A 17455-nucleotide genomic window follows, 5' to 3' on the forward strand; every position below is an offset into this window, starting at 1 on the left:
TAGGATATAACATTACCAGGCCCATTTTACTCAATGGTAAACCACGTATAACTTTCAGGAGCAATGGTGAAGGTTAACTCTATCTCATATTTCCTATCTATTGGATATTTTTTTGCCGTTCCTTCCTTCTCCCTAACCAATGCCGTATTTGTTAGGCCAGTATAGTATAGCGGGACTTTTATGGTTCTTCTAATACTAACTTTAAGTGGATTGTAAAGCATGAGCATTCCTTTTGTACCCAGTTTAGGGTTAACATGCAGCAACCCATCCCAGTCTCTGCCGTCTGCCCGGCGAAGATGTATGATCTCCGAATTAAGGATACTGCGATATTTTTTGTACCAATTGATGACCCCTACTACCATCTTTCGGGTAACTTCAGTATCGTACAATCTTGGTCCCCGGTAACAGGCCTGAACTCCCGCTCCGTAGTATTGCATCATCAGTTGTTCATAATCTTTCAAATGATCAGAGAGCGGCTCCAGCACAGCCTCCGGGCCGCCGCCCTGATACCGGGTAAGCGGAACAAATCCCCAACCCATGGCAGGGGTCTTTTCCCAGGTGCCGTCAAAAATATTCTGACGGTTCAATATCATTTGTTGATCGCGCGGTAAAGAGAAATTGACCTCCCTGTAGCCTAAGGCAATTTTATTGGTACCATCCAGAAAATACCAGTCCGGAGCGTTGACATAAACGCCATGTTCATTGCACCAATGATATAATCCTTTTTGCAATTCCATTTGCCGCCATTGGCTATCATCCAGGTTTTTATGACCGGGGTGGGTAGTTGACGCACAAACATCACCAGGATAAGGGCCATCGTTTTCAAAAATGTCGAACCCTGTTTTACTGATAAAGTATTTTAATTTATCCAGATAAGCTAAACCCCATTTACTGCCCAAACAAGGGGCATTGCCAAAAAAGGCAGCGGCATCAGGCTTTTTTGTTACCGGATCGATCACATCGTCTTCATCACTGATCCGCCTTGAACTGAATAAGGAATAGCCTCCTATCATGATGTGTTTACTGTGCGCGTAATCTGATAATGCTTTCCAGCGTCTGATATTATTGGCCGAACTATCCTCCATATTACAGTGGCTTCCAAAGCTCAGGATCAAGGCTTCGTATCCGGTCGCCGCGCATTGATCTACAGCGTTCTTTACATCCTCATCATTACGGCTTACCAGGTGCATAAAAATGGGATTTTCGGTTGTCCAGGGAGCTATGGTATTATACATTTTCCTGATGGCCAATCCTCGTCTTTCGCGGTCATAACTGTCCATTAGCAGTTCATAAGTGCGCACAGAGTTAAAAACTTGTCCCTTGCCTAATTCTATGCCTTTGGCTTTTTCAGGATATACTTCCAGCAAGCATGGCGTCTGATAATTATAATTTACCTGCGATGTATAATTGCTATCCGCTTTCCAATGGGTGGTTTGGTCACTGATATCATACCGCATAGAGTTGTTAAAAGCGTAGTTAGTTTCCAGATAAAGGCCATGCTGTTTTTCCATTTGAGCAGGTGAACCAACTACGGCACTCTCCTCTTCTACCGTTGCAAGTACCTCATTTACTACTCTGTTTAACTTTACCATATTATTCCCCTTATTCTCAATTGAAAGCCACTTCACGATAAGAGGGATATTATTATACAATTCGTAATGTACGGTAACAAGCAAATCCTTCAAGCTATCAATATTTATTTTATAGATAAATGACAGCATTTTACCAGACCCGGGAACAGTATTTAAAGCCCATCCGCGCGGCTTCCAGCGGATATAAGGGGGAATATCCGTTACAGAAAAGGATTGAAACTGAAAATCATTTTCATTGTTTTTAAACCCACTTACCCATTCAGGCAGCAGATAAGCATTTTCCTTTTGACCGTAAAGCCCTCCGATATTATATTCCTTGCCATCAATGGTTAACCGGGCTTCCGGCTTTACTGCCCTCAGCAATTGCTGACCACTGCTCATATTACTGTAATCGATGCAGGCGACATTTTGCTGAATACGGAAAGCCCTTTTTACTAAACCGTTGCTAAGAATAATATCCTTACCATCAGCATACACATCAGCCTTCTGCTGAGCAGGATTTACCAACCAATCCTGGCCAGGCGTTGATCTCCCACTTTCCTTCCAAACGGGTAACTTGCTGATCTGACCTTTCAAATTGGTTGAATGGACGATACCTTGTGCATAAGTTTGCTGCTGAATGAGCATCGGCATCACAAACACCAGTAGAAAGAAAAAAGGTGTATTCAATTTATTTATCATATTCTGACGTTTTTATAAGCACTGCTTTTCATCAACTTTAAAAGAGCGCCCCGTACAATACAGGGCGCTTTATCAACTAAACTCCAGGTGATCTCAATACCGAAAGTGCTCTTATTGCATCACTGCAAATTGTATGTCATTTTGCTTCCACTCACAGCTACTAAGCTTTCATTTAATCACAAATACTTATTTCTGTAACTGAAACGATCTTATAGTTTTATCGCTTTATAGCATTTTATAAAAACATACAAAGCATTTAGTATCTATTGAATAACAGGATTAAATGTTCCATTATCCCAGCCCACATTTTGCTGCAGGTTTTTGTTTTGCAAAATATATTGCGGATCAATAGGTCCAAAGTAATAAGCGTCAGGTATATTGATCTGGCTGGTGGCGCCAGGGTCTATCGGCTCATATTTGTAATTTGTAATAGCCTTAAGAAAAGCATTACGGTCAAACGAAGCAGGTGAATTTACAATGAGGTTAGAAAGCTGCGAAGCTATCCCGCTGTTACTTTGTGTAATATCAATGTGATATTGAGAGGATGCCGCCGCACTGTTAAAATAGGGCCCGTAAGCATGCAGCGTCCCCATGCTATTCAGCACATTAAACATTCGCCTGCGCCTCAAATCCCAGAACCGTTTTCCTTCAAAAGCAAACTCTACTGCTCTTTCTGTCATAACAGCGTTCAAAGTAGCCTGGTAATCAGAACCAACGGATGCGGCCAGTCCATAATTTCCGGCCCCGACTGTAATATGGGCTCTCTGACGTATTTGAATGATAAATGCCCTCGCTTCAGCAGAATGCTGTACTTCATTAGCAGCTTCGGCCAGATTAAGTAACACTTCCGCATACCTTATGATAGGCCAATCAAAAGCCTGGCGGTTCCAAACACTCGAACCCAATGTAGTATCGATCCCCTTCCGGCAATAAAAACCGGTGATATTATAATTGGGGGTAGCTTTATAAGCATCGTCACCGGCAATCGCATTAAATATCCATTGAACACGGGGTGTTATATCCGCAAAATCATACCTGGCACCATTATATACTATTGTTTGATAAAAACGCGGATCCCTATCCTTCCAGAACTCTGTAGGATCATATCCCGAAGCCGGATCGGATATGGAGAGGCCATTTTTCATAGGATAAGCCTGCACCATCTCCCAGGTAGGGTCACATGATCCTGCCGCGCCTGAGGTTTCGGTTAACGGCCTTTGTCCCTGTTGAAAGGTATTCGTTTTTTCGGGATAATGGTAACGTAAACTTAAAACCATCTCTTTAGCAGCACCGGCCTTATCATACCACATGTTTTCATTTGGCTTTGCGGTATTATCTGTATATAAGCCATATCCATCAGCATCTAACTCAGTTTTAGCTGCCAGCAAAGCATTATAAGCATCGCTCCAGTAAGTTGCGTTGGATGTTTTGCAAAACAATGGACTTGCTTTCAATAACAGGGCTTCCCCTTTTACTGCCATTGCGGCCCCTTTGGTAACCCGGCCAATATCATTTGAACCCCAGGTAGCAGGCAACAAATTGATGGCGCTGTCTAACTGCTTGCCAATAAAATCAAAACATTCGAGCGATGAATTTCTTTTTACCAGCAAGGTATTTATATCGGCTGTCGGATCCTGAACCGCGGTAATAATTGGAACCCCGCCCAATACTTTTACCATTCTGTAGTATAAATATGCGCGGAAGAAGTATGCCTGGCCTTTCAGGCTTTTATAATCGGCATCAGATAAAACAGCTTTACTTTTATCAATATTCGCAAAAAAGTTATTAATTGATCTTACTGTTCCCCAATCCCAAACCCTGTCAGGGTAACCGCTTTGACTTGTATACGTACCTTTAAGAAAAGAATTAAGGCCGTTCCCACCGCTACCGCCAGAATAAGCCTCTCCGGCCAGTTCTTCATTCCTGTTCCATGACGGCAAAACATTGTAGAAATTGGTTACATATCCCTTTACAAAATCAGGGCTCCCCCATTCTTGCTCGGGCGTGATAGGGCCACCCGGATGATCAACATCAAATACTTTTTTACAGGATACTGTTAAAACAATTATCCCCAATAAAACTAACAGTATATTGAATTTAGTTTTCATGATTTAATCTTTTAAAGTGTTACATTTAATCCACAGGTAAACCCTCTTAATACCGGGTACATTCTGAAGTCGCCTCCCAGTTCAGGATCCCAATCAGTTACATGATTCCATTGATACAGGTTTTCGCCACTGAAATAAACTTTTACAGCTTTGATTTTCACCTTTGCCAACAAGCTGGCCGGTAAACTGTAATCAACAATCAATGACTTTAACCTCAAAAAAGCACCATTTTTTAACCAGAATGTGGAAGAAACCTCGCTATTGCTTGTGCCTTGCCAATCGTTCATGATCGGGCTTGGCATAGTGGCGGTCGCTGCTGTTTGCGGCGTCCATGCATTTTTCCAAACGGTTAAATTATCGTTGCCAGGCAAAGGACGTCTGTAGTATACATCGGTAGGCATAATGTCATAGCGTCCCAATCCAGCAAATATGGCAGTGAGGTTAAGTCCCTTCCAGCCAAATGTAAAGTTGAAGCCATAGTTAACCCGCGGTATTCCATTCTTAGAAATGATTTGCTGATCATTTCCATCAATTTTTCCGTCAGGGGCATCGGTGCCCAACGGTCCCCGAACGTCCTTGTACATCAACATTCCGGGCTGAGGCTTACTACCGAATATGGTAAAATTAGGCCCGTTAGCCTTTAGGATATTATCTACGTCCTGCTGTGTTCTGATAATTCCTTCGGATACATACCCCCATATAACCCCGTTAATTGGCTGTCCTATCAAATTCTGGTAATCACGAACCGACGCCGCCTGGTCGACCTTTAAATATTTATTATCAGAGTATGACCAGTTAGCAGACACACGATAGAAAAAATCATTAATATGTTTTTCATGGCTAAGGGATAATTCAATACCCCGTGCCGATGCTACTCCATAATTAACTGCCGGTAAGCTTGCCCCAACGGTGCTGGGTACCGAGGCTACACGCGCGCCAAGAATATCGGTGGTTTTTTTGTACCACGCATCAACTGTTCCGGTAAGGATTCTTTTGGGCATGCCAAAATCTAAACCCAGATTGTAATTGTGATTTTTTTCCCATGTAATATTGGGATTGATAGTGGAACCCAATGTTGTTGAAGGAGGAAGTGCTGACCCTATATATATACCTGAGTTTGCGTTAAAGTTGTAGGTTTGTTGCCATTGCCATGGAGCAGTATTATCTGTACCGGTTATACCATAAGAAAAACGCAGCTTCAAGACATCAAGGACTTTAGTATAATTTGTAAAGAAGTTTTCATTGGCGATGTTCCAGCCTGCTGAAACAGCCGGAAAATATCCCCAACGCTTATTTGCAGGGAAAATATAAGAGCCATCGGCCCTCATGGTAAACCCAAGCAAATATTTTGAGGCATAATTGTAATCGATCCTGCCGAAATAAGAGGCAAATCCTGTGGGTTGATTCTGATCACCCCTGATGTACCAGTCAGTACTATTGGTTGATCCACCGTTAATTTGCTGATAATTAGGATTACTATAATTGTCATCCCAGATGTTTGAATAATGCCCCCGGTATGCAGATTGTTCATACCCGGCAAACGCGCTGATATTATGAAGGCCAAATGAGCGGTCATAATTAAGCATCAAATCCAATTGGTAATTAGACGACTGCGAATACGATTCTTCCAATTCGGTAGGCGCACCTACTCCTGAAATCTGGGCCTGATCCAATATCTGGTAACCGCCTGATCGTGTTAAATCCAACTTATCGGTAACGATGTGATTATGATCGCCGCCTGTCTGGAAATAATAAATGTAAGGAGCATTACGCCATGCTTTGGTGTAATTGTTAGTAGTATTATAAGCGAAAGTACCCTTTGCCGATAGTCCGGTTATGCCGGGGATATCATATTTCAATTGAAAAACCGGGGTAATGTTATTGCCGGATGGCTTTGTGTAGCCACCATTTCCATTTGCAAGGTTGGCGGTATTGGTATTATCAAAGTTGCCAACAGGAAGGCCATTAATAAAAGATGGGCGACCGGGGTTTACCATCAGGAGCCTGTTGTACATGTTTGACAAATTGAAATCGCCATAATCATAGGCCCAGAATGGGCGGCTGCCGTTATTCCATTCGCTTTGGATATTTAAGTTATAGCTCCATCGCTCGGAAATTTGCCCATCTACTTTTGCCGTTAAATTATATTTGCGAAAGGAATTTGAGGTTGCACCTTCCTGCTGGAAATATCCTGCCGAGATGTAGTATCTGGCTGCCTGCGAACCACCGCTTACTGATAAATTATGTGAAGTATTCCATGGGTTACGCCATGTATCTTTTAACCAATCGTATGAATGTGTTTTGAAATAATCTAATTCATCGGGCGTATAATAACTCGGATCGGTTGCCGGTAATCCTTTTTGAGCAAATGCCTCATTGGCGAAAGTGTAAGCATCGAACGCGTTCATTCTCCGTGGTGTAATTTCACGGTTATTCATTGTGTATGAAGCATTATAGGAAATAGCGGTTTTATTGGCCACACCATGCTTTGTTGTTACCAAAACAACACCGTTACCGCCTCTGATACCATAAATCGCGGTTGAAGCGGCATCTTTCAGGATACTGATATTATCGATATCGGCCGGGTTAATTGTGGCAAATGTTGCTGCATCCCTTACAAAACCATCTATCACGTATAACGGGTCTGTTCCACCCTGCCAGGTAGAGGATTCCCTGATTTTAATATTGGCGCTTGCACCAGGGTAGCTACCTTGTGTAGTAACGGTAACGCCCGGAGACAGGCCTTGCAGCAAATTGGCGGGTGAAGATGTAGGGCGGTTTTCAAGTGCGGATGATTTAATTACACCTATTGCACCTGTCAGGTTTTCTTTTTTCTGGGTACCGTATGCAACCACCACTATTTCGCTAAGCCCGCTTACGTCGGTTTCCATTTTTACCGACATACTGATACCAGGAGTAACCTGCAGTTCTTTTTTAAGATATCCAACGAAGGAAAAAACAAGTATTGCTTTCCCGTCAGGTACCTCTATATTAAACTTACCATCAGCGTCGGATATAGCGATAGTTTGACTGCCCTTTACAGCAATGGTCACACCAGCCAAGGGTATATTTTTGCTGTCAAATACTTGTCCGCTTATCTTTACAGGGCTTACATTTAAATTGGTGACCACATCATTAACAGCCTTCTCAATTTGCTGAAGAACAATATTGTTATTAACCATTTTGTAGGTCAATGGCTGGTATTTCAGACATTCCTTTAAAGCCTCATCTATTGTGGCGTTTTTCAGATGAATAGTTACGCTTTTGTTCTGTACATCTTTTGAGTCATAAAAGAACACATACCCTGTTTGTTTATTTATTTGATGAAGCACCTTTTTTAATGAAGAATTTGTTTCATCCAGGTTGATCTTTTGACCATAGCCTTTTGCACTGCATTCCAGCAGGGCAACTAATATGATCAGCGAAGTTAATTTCATAACTAATAACATTTTGCGTAGCCATGGATAATGCATGGCTATTGGAAAAGCATTTAATTTCATACTTTTGTTGTGTTGGGTTAACAGAGTTAGAGACACTAAACTTATTCCCGTTTTTCGGGAGGGTTAACTCAATATTTATCGCATTCCGATTGCCCTCGGGATGCGCTTTTTTTTGAGTTAACTCTGATTAGGATTGGCCTAAATTTTGAAGGCCGGATTTGTATTTATTTTTCCATATGTTTTTTTATTTTAAGGTGAATAATTGGTGAACTTAAATGTGTTAATTCATTACAATAATTGTTTTCCCATCTATTTTGCAATGTATTTGCTTAAAGCTCAGGATCTCCAGTATTTGGGATAAGTTGACATTCCTGGAGATCTCGCCCGAAAATCTTCTTGACGGTAATTGCCCTTCATATTTTATCTCAACACCATACCAACGGGAAAGCTGCAGCATTACCTCCTTAATATCGTTATCTTCAAAAAAGAAAAAGCCGTTTTTCCAGGCCACAGCCTCATCCGGATCAACCTTCATAACATTGATAAAACCGTGTTCAAGCCTTGCCTGTTCGCCTGGCTTAATGATATTACTTCCTCCTCCGGCCGATACTTTTACACTACCTTCGAGCAAAGTAGTTTTAACAGCCTGCTCATCATTGTAAGCATTGATATTAAAATGGGTTCCTAATACCTCCACTGTTTGTCCGTTTGAAATTACTTTGAACGGCTTTTTTGCATTGTGTGCAACTTCAAAATAGGCCTCGCCGGTAAGTTCTACCCTGCGCTCGTTACCATTAAACACCACCGGATATTTTATTGACGACGAGGCGTTTAACCATACTTTAGTACCATCAGCCAAAATAAATTGATACTGTCCGCCTTGTGGTGTAGCAGCAGTGTTGTATACTGTGCTTTTTGAATTGTGGCTGCTGCTTACATCATTGTAACTAATTTGTCCATTAGCTGCCTTCTTTATAATGACATTACCCTGGCGGGCAAGTTTTCCAATTTTTGCGCTGTTTAACAGGATAGTGCTCCCATCTCCTAAAGTTAATATCGCTTTGTTTCCACCTGGAGCAATGTCTTGTTTATGCGGCCTGGTAATTGCAATTTGCTGGCGGGAGTTACTGTTAATAAAATATCCGCCAACTGCAAGAAAAAAAAGTATTGAAGCAGCAATTGCCAGGCGCGGTAATTGCATTTTTCTCGGTCTGCCCTGTATTGTATTTAACAGCTTATCAAGACTCTCTTTTTGATCCTCTTCCAGTTGAAGATGAGACAAATAAGGATCATCGTGCTTATATTTCAAATACCAGCTTTCAACCAGCGCATTCTCATCCGGGGTAGTAGTACCGTTATTATATCGTTCTATTAAATCTTTAATGTCTTGTGGTTGCATATTCATAAAAGGATATGTTATCCTTATTATCTCCTATACAACTAACCATGGGGGGAGGGAGTAGATTAAAATAAAAAAAGAATAAAATAATTTATTCAGTAGTATTTGGGTTGCAGGTATCACCTTCTTACGGCATCTGTTCCTGTATTATCCAAACCGCGACATCGGGGCTAATTCTCGGAGCTTTTGAAGTGAAAATTTATAGCAATCAAAACCAACGCAAACGTTTGTTTACAACAGCAGAGCTCGTAAATGCATTTTTTTGAATTTTTATAATTGAGAAACCCTGTTATTGTCGGCCTGTATTAATTACCCTCATAGTAAATTCTTTACCAATCAGTTAAACATACCATTATAAATCAAATGGTTATACATCTATCGCACCCGTATAAACCGTCCCCGGGTACTTTGTGTAGCCTGTTCTCAGGATATCAACGCAAACGATTGCGTTGAGCTTTAACATTAAAAATCACCCTACTCTCATTAACTTGTGACTACAATTATAAAAAGAGTAAGTGAACGGGAGCTCCCTTCCAGGTGGTTTGTTTATATCAGATCACACCTGATCAGAAAACAACAAATATTACCCGTAAAATTAAATCAATATAAAACAATTGATGGCTTTGTATAGTAAATACAGTGACGATGACTTGATAGCACTCTTAAGGCAAGATGATATTTCCGCATTTACGGCAATACACTCCCGTTATTACGGAGTGTTATATCAGCATGCCTATAAAAGATTGTCGGATAGGGATGCTGTCAAAGATATTCTACAGGAAATTTTCATCCACCTATGGGATCAAAGAAGATCAATTGAACTTAAAGGTAACTTACAGTCTTACTTGTGCCTTGTTGTCAGAAACAAAGTTTTAAATGTCTTTAAGCACGAGAAAATTAAATCTAATTACATCTCGTCGCTAATCAATTTTGAGGAAACCTGCAAATCTACAACAGACGAAAATTTAAGAAACAAAGAGCTTGTTGCACTGATTAAGGCAGAGGTAAGTGCACTACCTCCTAAAATGAGGCTGATATTTGAATTAAGCAGAGATTCGAATTTATCACATAACGAAATTGCCGAAAAATTAGAGATCAGTTCACTGACGGTTAGAAAGCAAGTGAATAACTCTTTAAAAATATTACGGGCGAGATTGGCCTCACAGTTTCTCCTGTTGTTTATTTTAATTGTCTGTCTTTGCTCAAGAAATTTGGCATAATCTATGGATAGATAAAAGACGCTGTAAGCTATATCTTAGGCGTGGCTGCGACCGTTTCGATCTCGTCATAAACCTGAATAGGAAAAAACACTGGCTCCCATTGGGTTATGCCCCAATCAGACTATTGTCGTACATCTGTATAACGGTGTAAAAGTCGCATTTGGGTCATGCCTAATGCTCTAAAATTGAACAGTTACACATAAGACCGCCCGTTATTACAATATCATGTCGGCCAAAACTGGCTCCTATGCATCTGTACTATAGTTACCGAGCTTGGTATCGAAACGTTCAGAAACATAAATTTCTGGTGGCAGTGGAACACCTGTGTATATGTAGACCAGGCATTCCTGACTGGATCGTTAGCCTACGCCTGAGATAATTCAACAGGAACAATAGCATGGTCAGGTGTTAACGATATTGATACCTATTGCTGGTATCAGGCAAATGACAATCTTGTAGATAATCATCTTTAAATCAATTACTTAAAAATAATTAGCAGTTATTTCGCCAAATCCCGACCGTTTTGTGTGGCTTAATCGTCAAAAGTTAAAAACCAGACAAAATGGAAAATCTGAAAGACAAAGTAGCCGTGGTATTTGCGGCATCGGGAGAAATTGCCGGCGCGGTTGCCCGTTCGTTCGCCCAACATGGGGCAAAGGTGTATGTCACTGCCAGGAACCTGGATGCGGTAAAAGTATTGGCCGAAGAGATCAGGGTTAAAGGCGGAATGGCGGAAGCTGCCAAAGTGGATGCCTTAAATGAAACCGAAATAGATAATTTTTTGCAACAGGTCATCGGAGACAATGGTAAATTAGATATCGTATTCAATGGTATTGCGGTGGACTATAGCGAAATGGGCGGACGGCCACCCGCATTAGAGGCTACTTTAGAGCAATTTATGGCCCCGATGAAAAAGATCTGCGGATCACAATTCCTGACTTCGAGGGCGGCCGCAAAGTATATGATAGCAAGCCATTCGGAGGGAACGATACTGTTGTTCACGGCCGCAGCATCCAGGAGCAAGATCCCAAACCTGTCTGCCTTTAGCGCTGCCTGCGCAGCCATTGAGGCCATGACCCGCGTGATGGCTGCCGAATGGGGAAGCGAAAATATCAAGGTTACCTGTATTTGTTCCGGTGCTTTGATGGAAACGAAACGGATCTCTGGCTGGATCGAGGGCGCCGCCAAAGAATACGGCATACCTGCCGAGCAGATCATCGCGCAATACAAAGCTTTTGACATTTTAAAAACAAGCCCGACTTTGAAACAAGTGGGTGAAACGGCGGCTTTCCTCGCCTCGGAAACCGGCATTGCTTTTAACAGTCATGTGGTTGATGTGGATTGCGGCAAACTGAACATTTTATAATATATTAGCGGTAACAGTCTTTCCGCCGAAGGCTGTTACCTTCATTTTTATCTGTTAATAAACTGAATGGAAAGAGAAGACATCCTGAAATCGGCCATCGCCGGCGATATTAACGCCTTTCAAACCCTTTATGCCGGTTTCCAAAGCCAATTGAAATCTTACCTGTACCGTTTGCTGACCAGCCGGGACGATGTGGAAGACCTGACCCACGATACTTTTATCAAAGCATTTTCCGGTATAGCCACCTTCAACCAGGAATCTTCGCTAAAAACCTGGGTATTCAGGATCGCCACCAACCTGGCCTATGATCATTTAAGAAAGCAAAAGAGATGGCAGCCGGATGCCCAGGACCGGGCGGCAGACCTTGCCATCAGTTCTGAGGAGATCAGGCAAGTGTTTTGGCGGGTTCATGATAACTCGCCCGCCGGGGCCTATGAAATGAAGGAACACATTGATTACTGTTTCACCTGTATCTCCAAAACCCTGCCCATTGAAAACCAGGTAGCGCTGATCCTCAAAAACATGTATGATTTCCAGGTAAAGGAAATAGCTTTGATCCTCGAAAAGACCGAAGGCGTGGTCAAACACTTGCTGAACGATGCCCGGAGTACCATGACCGATATTTTTGAGCACCGCTGCGCTCTGATCAACCAGGAAGGCGTTTGCCACCAATGCAGCCATATTAACGAAATATTCAATCCCAAACAAAACCAGCAGGAAGCACTGATGAAATTGGAACTGGTGAAAGGCTCCGGGAAATACGACCGGGAACAGCTTTTTGCCTTACGAATGGTATTAGTAAAAGCGATCGATCCCTTACATGCTTCGGGTACCGACCTCCACGAAGAAATGATGAATTGCCTGAAAACAGCCATCGGTGAAAAGAAGGATTTTTTTGAACGAAAACACGATCAAGCATGACGAAAGATAAATTGATTCAGTTTATCCGGGAAATATTACCCATGAGCCCGTCCAGGGCTGAACAGGTTGCCGCCAAATTTCAACCGGTAAAAGTGGACAAGAACGCATACATCCTGAAAGCAGGTGCGGTTTGCAACGCCTCTTACTTCATCGAGCAGGGGATTATGCGGGCCTATATCTATGACCTCGAAGGAAACGAAGTGACGACCGCGCTTTACCCGTCCAATACTTATGCCAGCGAGTTGTTGTCCTTTTTCAAAAGAACATCTGCAAGGGAATACATTCAGGCCATTACCGATTGCCTGACCTGGTCTATCAGCTATGAGGATATGCAGGAAAGCTTCCATACAATTCCCGAATTCCGGGAATATGGCCGGTTGAACATCGTGAGCCAGTACAGTCTCCTGAAAGAAAGGATGCTGTCCAATTTGCAGGAAACTGCGGAAAAGCGTTATGATGATCTGATCCATGCTCACCCGGAGCTATTGCAGCAGGTACCGTTAAAATATATCGCCTCTTACCTGGGTATCGCCGATACTTCCCTGAGCCGGATCCGGGCGGCCTACAGCAAGAAATAACCAGTTGCATTTCTTTTCATATGTCAAGTGGAAATTTCATCAATTGATTTTTCTTTGCTTTCATACAAATCGAAAAGCAAATGACAAATTATATTTCAAACGCCCCAATTTGGGCTATCATCTTATTTATCCCGATTTTCCTGTATTCCATCTTCTTTATCACCCGGCCCATACAGCAGGCGGCGCTCAATACCGGCATATCATCAGCCAAATCCCAAAATATCCAATTGGGTATTTTTATTTTTTACCTGATCTATCTTGTGTATGTTGCTACATTGGCTTTAAAGGGCTTGCTGGATGTTGACTCCTTGCCGCCGAGAACCATGGTGTGGGGTGGTCTGCCTTTACTCGTCATCTTATTCGGATGGATTGGCAATACGGGCCTGTTCAAGAAAATCCTTCGATCAATTACGCTGGAAGCGCTGATTAAACTTCATGTTTTCCGCGTGGTTGGTGTGTTCTTTATCTTGCTATATGCCTATCATTTGCTTCCGGCAAAATTTGCTTTTTTTGCTGGTCTGGGTGATATCATCACCGCATTGCTGGCCATCCCAGTAGCCAGGATGGCGGCCAGGCAGCAACCCGGTTGGAAAATAGCTGTGTATGCCTGGAATATTTTCGGGATCATGGATATTGTTGACCTGCTCATCGTTGCTGTGATGACCGGTGCTGGCGGCAATCTCCGTGAAATGGCCGTATTCCCGTTTGTCTGGTTCCCGGCTTTCGCACCCGCTACTATCTTGTTTTTGCATACCGCGGTTTTTCGAAAAATGAAGGGTTAAGCGTTAAAAGGCGGCAATTGATTACCGCCTTTTTCTCCAACTCATAGATCAACGCTGCCCGCCGGCAACGGCTATGGCCTCTCCATGCACCCAATAGGATTCATCAGAAGCCAGGAACAGGGCCACTTTGGCAATGTCTTCCGGTTTGCCAACCCTACCCAGCGGCGTTTCTGAAATATGCCACTTTTCCGCATCTCCATTCATTACACCCGAACTGTGTGAGCCCTCGGTCTCGATCAGCCCTGGATTAATAGAATTTACGCGGATATTTTTAGGGCCAAGCTCTTTAGCCAGGATGCGGGTCATCGCATCTACCGCGTATTTGGTTTGCGTATATACCAGGGCTGTAGGCATATCCAGTGTGGATACGATCGAACCGATATTGATGATCACGCCGCCTTGATCACTAAATAATTTCACCGCCTGCTGAATGGTTAGCAAACTACCCAATACATTGATGTTAAACATCCGGTGAAAGGACTCTTCGGTGATATCGTCGATGCCGGCAAAGCTATAAATACCGGCATTATTAACCAGGATATCCAGTTTACCGAATGCTTTGATGGTTTCTTCAAACAGTCGTTTAACATCGTTTGCTTTATCCACGCTGCCCTGTACCGCGATGGCTTTGCCTCCCGCTTTGGTAATTTCCTGAACAACCTTATCTGCGCCTTCACGGCTGCTGGCATAATTGACTACAACGGCGGCGCCTTCTTTCGCATAGGCTTTTGCGATACCCGCACCGATGCCTTTTGAAGCGCCTGTTATGATGGCTACTTTACCATTTAATTTTCCTGAATTTTCCATTTTATTGATCTGATTAATTTTGTTTTTGATAAAGCAAAATTGCTACATCAGCCAACCTCGAAACAATGAACTGGATTAGGAAATTTGGTTGAACTGGATTAAGATTTTGGCTTTACCCGCTGGTTGCGGATCTTAGACAGGAATTCTGTGGTCATGCCAAGGTATGAGGCAATCACATATTGCGGGAAACGGCTGGTAAACACAGCATAGCGCTCCATAAAAGATTCATAGCGTTCTTCTGCTGATTGCGTCAGGTTAGTGATGATCCGCCTTTGCATAAAAGCCACCGAGCGTTCGGCCAATATTCGGAAAAAGGTTTCAAATTGATAATTAGCCGCTTTTAGCCTGGCCTCGGCTTCATGGGTAAGCTCCAGCAGCAGGGAATCCTCGACTGCAACCACAAACATGCTGGCGGGCTGCTGGTAGATATAGCTGTTATAATCGGAGATCCACCACTGATCTAAAGCCAGCTGGATAGTGTGTTCCTGACCATCCTCGCCGGTTACATAGGCCCTCAAGGCGCCACTGATCACAAAGTACCTGCTTTTAGCGGTAAAGTTGGGCTGAATCAGGAATTGCCGTTTCTTAGCCCGCGTTTCCTTAAATGCTGCGGCGAACATTTCCGCTTCCTCGTCCGTCAGCGGTACCAGGTCCCGGGCGTAAGCAATAATCGTGTCTTTTAGCGTCATCAAGTGGGAAAAATACAGCAATTTTCTGACATTAACTTATGGCCGGTGTTATCACCGCGCCAACCAAATGCAAAGTATAAAGTACAACAAAGCCCCGTAAGTATACAGGGCTTTGTTTCCGGACTTCACGGAATTAATGAACATTTTATGATTTTTAATAATATATCACATATTATCCATTAGTAAAGCCTTAAATTTATTTCTATCGGGATCAGTAAACGCGAAACCATAATAATCATACGGAATCGCTTGTTCAAGCCTTGCAGAATATCAAGCTTCACCTACCGGCCCGAAACCCCTGGGTTTTCGAAAAGTCGCACGAAGTCCCTTTTTTATATACGATTAATAATCTGATGCGCATAAATATTAAACTTGATATAAAAGTTGCTCAGATATTAATGATATTTACTGTGTAGCTATTAAACAATGTTTCAAAATAGAGTCCACAAAAGTATCATCCTGATATTATCTGTTTTATTTATCAACAACATACCAGCCACCGCCCAGCTAAAAATTTCCCTACAGGAAGCAATTGAACTTGCTAAAAAGAATAACCTTCAATTAAAGCAATCTGAAAATGATGTTTCTGTTGCCTATCAGAATAAGCGTCAGGCAAAATTGGATGTTTATCCAAATCTCAACGCAGTAACCGGAGCAAATCTCAATTTTGGTAGAAGCCTGGATCCTGCCAGCTATACATATGTCAACCAGCAAACTGTTTCCTCCTCAACAAATATTACAACCTCTTTTGTCGTATTTCAAGGATTTCAAAAAAGCAATCTGATTAAGGAAAACGACTACCTGTGGGAATCAAGCAAAAGCGCCACGAAAAAGGTTGAAAACGATCTCGTTCTTACCGTAGTTGCCACTTATCTGAACATTTTAGCACTAAAAGATCAGTTAGATGCTGCAAATCAGCAATATCAATTAACACAGCAACAATTTGAATTTGAGAAAAAAAACTATTTAATCGGTAAGAAAGTAACCGCTGATCTCAGCAGGGTAAAATTTCAGGAAGCAAAAGCGCAATTAAATTTAACTACGATTCAAAATCAATTGAACAATCAGAAACTCGAATTACTTCAATTACTGAATCTTGAACCTGGTATCAAGGTACAATTGATCAGCCCAACAGATGCAATTAATCAGAGTTACAAAGATTCGGTAGCAACGATATACAAAGTAGCAGTTAATAGCCTTCCGGAGATCAAGCAGGCCGACTACGCGAGGCTGGCTGCCACAAAAGCTATTGATGTAGCAAAAGGGGGATTTTATCCTAAATTGATTTTTTCGGCGAGCATGGCAAGCGATTATTCCCGTGGGCTGCAGTCAAATTTAATTACCTTCGATTTTGCTCCAAATAATTTCTTTGCACAATCAAGAAGAAACCTATACGAGGTTCTTGGCTTGAACCTGTCAATACCTGTTTTTAATAATAGCATCTCTAAAATTAATCTATCTAAAGCTAAACTAAACCTCCGTTCAGCAGAACTAAATGAATCCATTGTAAAAAGCAATTTATACAAAGTCATTAACCAGGCATATGGTGATGCAGACGCATCTGAAAAGAACTATGAGACAGCTCAAAAAGCATACGAATCTACGAAAGAAACATTTGACGTAATTCAAAAACGATATAAAGTTGGATTATCTAATTCCCTTGATTTAATTCAGGCGCAGGATGATATGAATACGGCAGAATACAGCTTGATTCGCGCTAAATATGATATGATATTTAAACGGAAGATTTTGGATTTCTATAGTGGAAAACCTATTACTTATTAAACTAAGGCTCACTTAATTGCATAGTTAAATATTAATGAAATTTAATTAATATTATTTGTAAATAATGTTTTAAGTAGTAAATTTAGC

12 protein-coding genes are annotated in these 17455 nt (G+C 42.0%); 6 read left to right on the forward strand and 6 right to left on the reverse strand.

Annotated features, from left to right (window positions below; genetic code table 11):
• Nucleotides 1–26: 26 nt before the first annotated feature.
• The 4 genes from ACFFGT_RS05840 to ACFFGT_RS05855 all read right to left on the reverse strand — a co-directional run bounded on the left by ACFFGT_RS05840 (nt 27) and on the right by ACFFGT_RS05855 (nt 9220).
• Nucleotides 27–2273: an alpha-galactosidase gene (locus ACFFGT_RS05840; protein ID WP_377021568.1), complete on the reverse strand. Its 2247-nt coding sequence runs from the start codon at nt 2271–2273 to the stop codon at nt 27–29.
• Between the two features lie 263 nt (nt 2274–2536).
• Nucleotides 2537–4381: a RagB/SusD family nutrient uptake outer membrane protein gene (locus tag ACFFGT_RS05845; RefSeq protein WP_377021569.1), complete on the reverse strand. Its 1845-nt coding sequence runs from the start codon at nt 4379–4381 to the stop codon at nt 2537–2539.
• A gap of 11 nt (nt 4382–4392) precedes the next feature.
• On the reverse strand, nt 4393–7881 hold the full coding sequence (locus ACFFGT_RS05850; RefSeq protein WP_377021570.1) for a TonB-dependent receptor: 3489 nt from the start codon (nt 7879–7881) through the stop codon (nt 4393–4395).
• Nucleotides 7882–8101: 220 nt separating this feature from the next.
• The gene (locus ACFFGT_RS05855; protein WP_377021571.1) at nt 8102–9220 is read right to left on the reverse strand and encodes a FecR family protein; all 1119 of its coding nucleotides are present in this window, start codon (nt 9218–9220) and stop codon (nt 8102–8104) included.
• Nucleotides 9221–9837: 617 nt separating this feature from the next.
• Here ACFFGT_RS05855 and ACFFGT_RS05860 point away from each other — a divergent pair.
• The 5 genes from ACFFGT_RS05860 (at nt 9838) to ACFFGT_RS05880 (ending at nt 14087) form a co-directional block, all read left to right on the forward strand.
• Nucleotides 9838–10440: an RNA polymerase sigma-70 factor gene (locus tag ACFFGT_RS05860; protein ID WP_377021572.1), complete on the forward strand. Its 603-nt coding sequence runs from the start codon at nt 9838–9840 to the stop codon at nt 10438–10440.
• Nucleotides 10441–11002: 562 nt separating this feature from the next.
• Nucleotides 11003–11806 carry an SDR family NAD(P)-dependent oxidoreductase gene (locus ACFFGT_RS05865; protein ID WP_377021573.1) on the forward strand — a complete coding sequence of 268 codons (804 nt, stop codon included), beginning with the start codon at nt 11003–11005 and terminating at the stop codon, nt 11804–11806.
• Nucleotides 11807–11872: 66 nt separating this feature from the next.
• The gene (locus ACFFGT_RS05870) at nt 11873–12727 is read left to right on the forward strand and encodes an RNA polymerase sigma factor (protein ID WP_377021574.1); all 855 of its coding nucleotides are present in this window, start codon (nt 11873–11875) and stop codon (nt 12725–12727) included.
• A complete protein-coding gene (locus ACFFGT_RS05875; protein ID WP_377021575.1) occupies nt 12724–13305 on the forward strand; it encodes a Crp/Fnr family transcriptional regulator in 582 nt (193 codons plus the stop codon). The genes ACFFGT_RS05870 and ACFFGT_RS05875 overlap by 4 nt, the downstream gene beginning before the upstream one ends.
• 80 nt (nt 13306–13385) lie before the next feature.
• A complete protein-coding gene (locus ACFFGT_RS05880; protein ID WP_377021576.1) occupies nt 13386–14087 on the forward strand; it encodes a DUF8737 domain-containing protein in 702 nt (233 codons plus the stop codon).
• A 48-nt stretch (nt 14088–14135) separates the two neighbouring features.
• Here ACFFGT_RS05880 and ACFFGT_RS05885 read toward each other — a convergent pair whose 3' ends face one another.
• Nucleotides 14136–14894, reverse strand: coding sequence for an SDR family NAD(P)-dependent oxidoreductase (locus ACFFGT_RS05885; protein ID WP_377021577.1), 759 nt, complete (start codon nt 14892–14894; stop codon nt 14136–14138).
• Nucleotides 14895–14992: 98 nt separating this feature from the next.
• Complete coding sequence (locus tag ACFFGT_RS05890; RefSeq protein WP_377021578.1) at nt 14993–15583, reverse strand: Crp/Fnr family transcriptional regulator; 591 nt, start codon at nt 15581–15583, stop codon at nt 14993–14995.
• Between the two features lie 426 nt (nt 15584–16009).
• Between ACFFGT_RS05890 and ACFFGT_RS05895 the strand changes: the two genes are divergently transcribed.
• Complete coding sequence (locus ACFFGT_RS05895) at nt 16010–17368, forward strand: TolC family protein (protein WP_377021579.1); 1359 nt, start codon at nt 16010–16012, stop codon at nt 17366–17368.
• Nucleotides 17369–17455 lie beyond the last annotated feature (87 nt).

The sequence above is a fragment of the Mucilaginibacter angelicae genome, from assembly GCF_042434235.1.
Taxonomy (GTDB): Bacteria; Bacteroidota; Bacteroidia; order Sphingobacteriales; family Sphingobacteriaceae; genus Mucilaginibacter; species Mucilaginibacter angelicae.

Coding starts and splice junctions, on each gene's coding strand:
- ACFFGT_RS05875 (WP_377021575.1), top strand. CDS start 12,724: ATGACGAAAGATAAATTGATTCAGTTTATCCGGGAAATATTACCCATG.
- ACFFGT_RS05885 (WP_377021577.1), bottom strand. CDS start 14,894: ATGGAAAATTCAGGAAAATTAAATGGTAAAGTAGCCATCATAACAGGC.
- ACFFGT_RS05855 (WP_377021571.1), bottom strand. CDS start 9,220: ATGCAACCACAAGACATTAAAGATTTAATAGAACGATATAATAACGGT.
- ACFFGT_RS05865 (WP_377021573.1), top strand. CDS start 11,003: ATGGAAAATCTGAAAGACAAAGTAGCCGTGGTATTTGCGGCATCGGGA.
- ACFFGT_RS05850 (WP_377021570.1), bottom strand. CDS start 7,881: ATGAAATTAAATGCTTTTCCAATAGCCATGCATTATCCATGGCTACGC.
- ACFFGT_RS05860 (WP_377021572.1), top strand. CDS start 9,838: ATGGCTTTGTATAGTAAATACAGTGACGATGACTTGATAGCACTCTTA.
- ACFFGT_RS05845 (WP_377021569.1), bottom strand. CDS start 4,381: ATGAAAACTAAATTCAATATACTGTTAGTTTTATTGGGGATAATTGTT.
- ACFFGT_RS05895 (WP_377021579.1), top strand. CDS start 16,010: ATGTTTCAAAATAGAGTCCACAAAAGTATCATCCTGATATTATCTGTT.
- ACFFGT_RS05890 (WP_377021578.1), bottom strand. CDS start 15,583: ATGACGCTAAAAGACACGATTATTGCTTACGCCCGGGACCTGGTACCG.
- ACFFGT_RS05840 (WP_377021568.1), bottom strand. CDS start 2,273: ATGATAAATAAATTGAATACACCTTTTTTCTTTCTACTGGTGTTTGTG.
- ACFFGT_RS05870 (WP_377021574.1), top strand. CDS start 11,873: ATGGAAAGAGAAGACATCCTGAAATCGGCCATCGCCGGCGATATTAAC.
- ACFFGT_RS05880 (WP_377021576.1), top strand. CDS start 13,386: ATGACAAATTATATTTCAAACGCCCCAATTTGGGCTATCATCTTATTT.